This is a genomic window from Bacillus sp. P4_D3 (genome assembly GCF_056401855.1).
On record NZ_JBFUIN010001132.1, the window covers coordinates 1 to 773 of the forward strand.

The 773-nt window shown below is 36.3% G+C and carries 1 protein-coding gene; it reads left to right on the forward strand.

All coding sequences use genetic code 11. The features are described from left to right. Positions 1-773: alanine:cation symporter family protein (locus tag AC1DTM_RS29795; protein WP_477001624.1), on the forward strand; the 773-nt coding region annotated here is incomplete at both ends.

Sequence of the window (773 nt, forward strand, 5' to 3'; positions counted from 1 at the left end):
TTTTCTCAAGTGCATTTGGTGTAAATGAAATGTTTGGAGGAATCGTTGGGGCAGCTATTGCATGGGGAGTAAAGCGTGCAGTATTTTCAAAMGTTGCGGGTGTAGGAGAAGCAACATATAGTTCTGCAGCTGCTGAAGTATCGCATCCCGCAAAACAAGGGTTAGTTCAAGCTTTTTCTGTATATATCGATACAATTGTAGTATGTACAGCAACAGCTCTCATGATTTTAATAACAGGTATGTATAATGTTATACCTGAAGGGAAAAGCGCAATTGTACGGAATATAGGAAATGTGGAAGTAGGTCCAATTTATACACAACAAGCAGTTGAAACTGTTATGACTGGATTTGGTCCAATATTCATTTCAATCGCAATCTTCTTCTTCGCATTTACAACTTTACTCGCTTACTACTATATCGCTGAAACGACGCTTACTTATTTAGATGGTGGGCTCAAATATAGCTGGTTAAAACCAGTATTAAAAATTGGATTTTTAATTATGGTATACATCGGTAGTGTAGAATCAGCTTCGTTTTTATGGAACCTCGGAGATTTAGGAATTGGTAGTATGGCATGGTTAAACCTTATAGCAATCCTATTGTTAAGCAAAACTGCATTAAAAGTGTTAAAAGATTATGAAACGYAGAAAAAAGAAGGAAAAGATCCTGTTTTTGATCCTAAAAAAGTAGGAATGGAAGGTTTAACGATTTGGGAAGAGCGGAGTAAAGAGGTTGAAAGGAAAAATTCTAAAGAAAAAGTATCGGCGGATGAT